At 62.9% G+C, this 1,111-nt stretch carries 1 protein-coding gene and 1 pseudogene; one reads left to right on the forward strand and one right to left on the reverse strand.

The genetic code is table 11. The features are described 5' to 3' along the window. Positions 1-19: 19 nt before the first annotated feature. Positions 20-280, reverse strand: a pseudogene (locus AC1D0Z_RS22450) (CBS domain-containing protein); the annotation flags it as partial. 171 nt (positions 281-451) lie between these two features. Between AC1D0Z_RS22450 and AC1D0Z_RS22455 the strand changes: the two are divergent. Further along, positions 452-1,111, forward strand: a 660-nt coding sequence (locus AC1D0Z_RS22455) for a PLP-dependent transferase (RefSeq protein ID WP_477660354.1), incomplete at its 3' end; no start/stop codon positions are given.

Genomic DNA, 1,111 nt, shown 5'->3' on the forward strand with positions numbered 1-1,111 from the left:
TGCGGCGGACTTAGTAGTGTTCAGTTTCGGAGGTGCTTGTGAGCGGATGGTCGTCCATGGCGGTTCGCACCAGCGTGCTGCCGATCTCGCCGCCGTTCTTGACGATGCAGACGATCACTTCACGGAAGGTCAGCATACCGACGAGGTCGCCGTGCTCCATCACGACGAGCGAGCCGATGTCTTTTTCGGCCATGATCTGCGCCGCCTTGGCAAGGGGTTCGTCAGGCTGGACGGTGTAAAGCGTGTTGCCCTTCACGCGCAGTATGTCTAGAACCTTCATGGCCGTCTCCTCGGTTGTGCTGCCAGCTTGTCCCTCATTGTCCCACCGCGGCGCGGCAACGGGGAATTCAGTTTAAATATAGCCCACAATCAAACGGCAGGTTGCAAGAATCTGTTCAGCTCCTGTGATTGCCCGGCGCACCGCCACTTTTTTCTGACTGGAGACAAACCCATGCCCGGTTACTCAGACCCTGGCTTCGATACCCTGGCGCTGCACGCCGGCGCCGCGCCCGACCCCAGCACCGGCGCGCGCGCCGTGCCGATTCACCTGACGACCTCTTTTGTCTTCGAATCCAGCGACCACGCGGCCAGCCTCTTTAACCTCGAACGTGCGGGCCACGTGTATTCACGCATCAGCAACCCGACCAATGCGGTGCTGGAGCAGCGCGTATCGGCGCTGGAAGGCGGCATAGGCGCGATTGCCACGTCGAGCGGGCAAGCGGCGCTGCACCTGGCCATTGCCACCTTGATGGGCGCCGGTTCCCACATCGTCGCCAGCACCGCGCTGTACGGCGGCAGCCAGAACCTGCTGCACTACACCTTGCGCCGTTTCGGCATCGACACCACCTTCGTCAAGCCCGGCGACCTGGACGGCTGGCGCGCCGCCGTGCGGCCCAACACGAAACTTTTTTTCGGCGAGACCGTGGGCAACCCGGGCCTCGACGTGCTGGACATCGAAGCGGTCTCAGGCATTGCCCATAAAGCCGGCGTGCCGCTGCTGGTGGACTCCACCCTCACCTCACCCTGGCTGATCAAGCCCTTTGACCACGGCGCCGACCTGGTCTACCACTCAGCGACCAAGTTCCTGAGCGGCCACGGCACGGTGATCGGC

Source organism: Polaromonas sp. P1_E3, assembly GCF_056405935.1.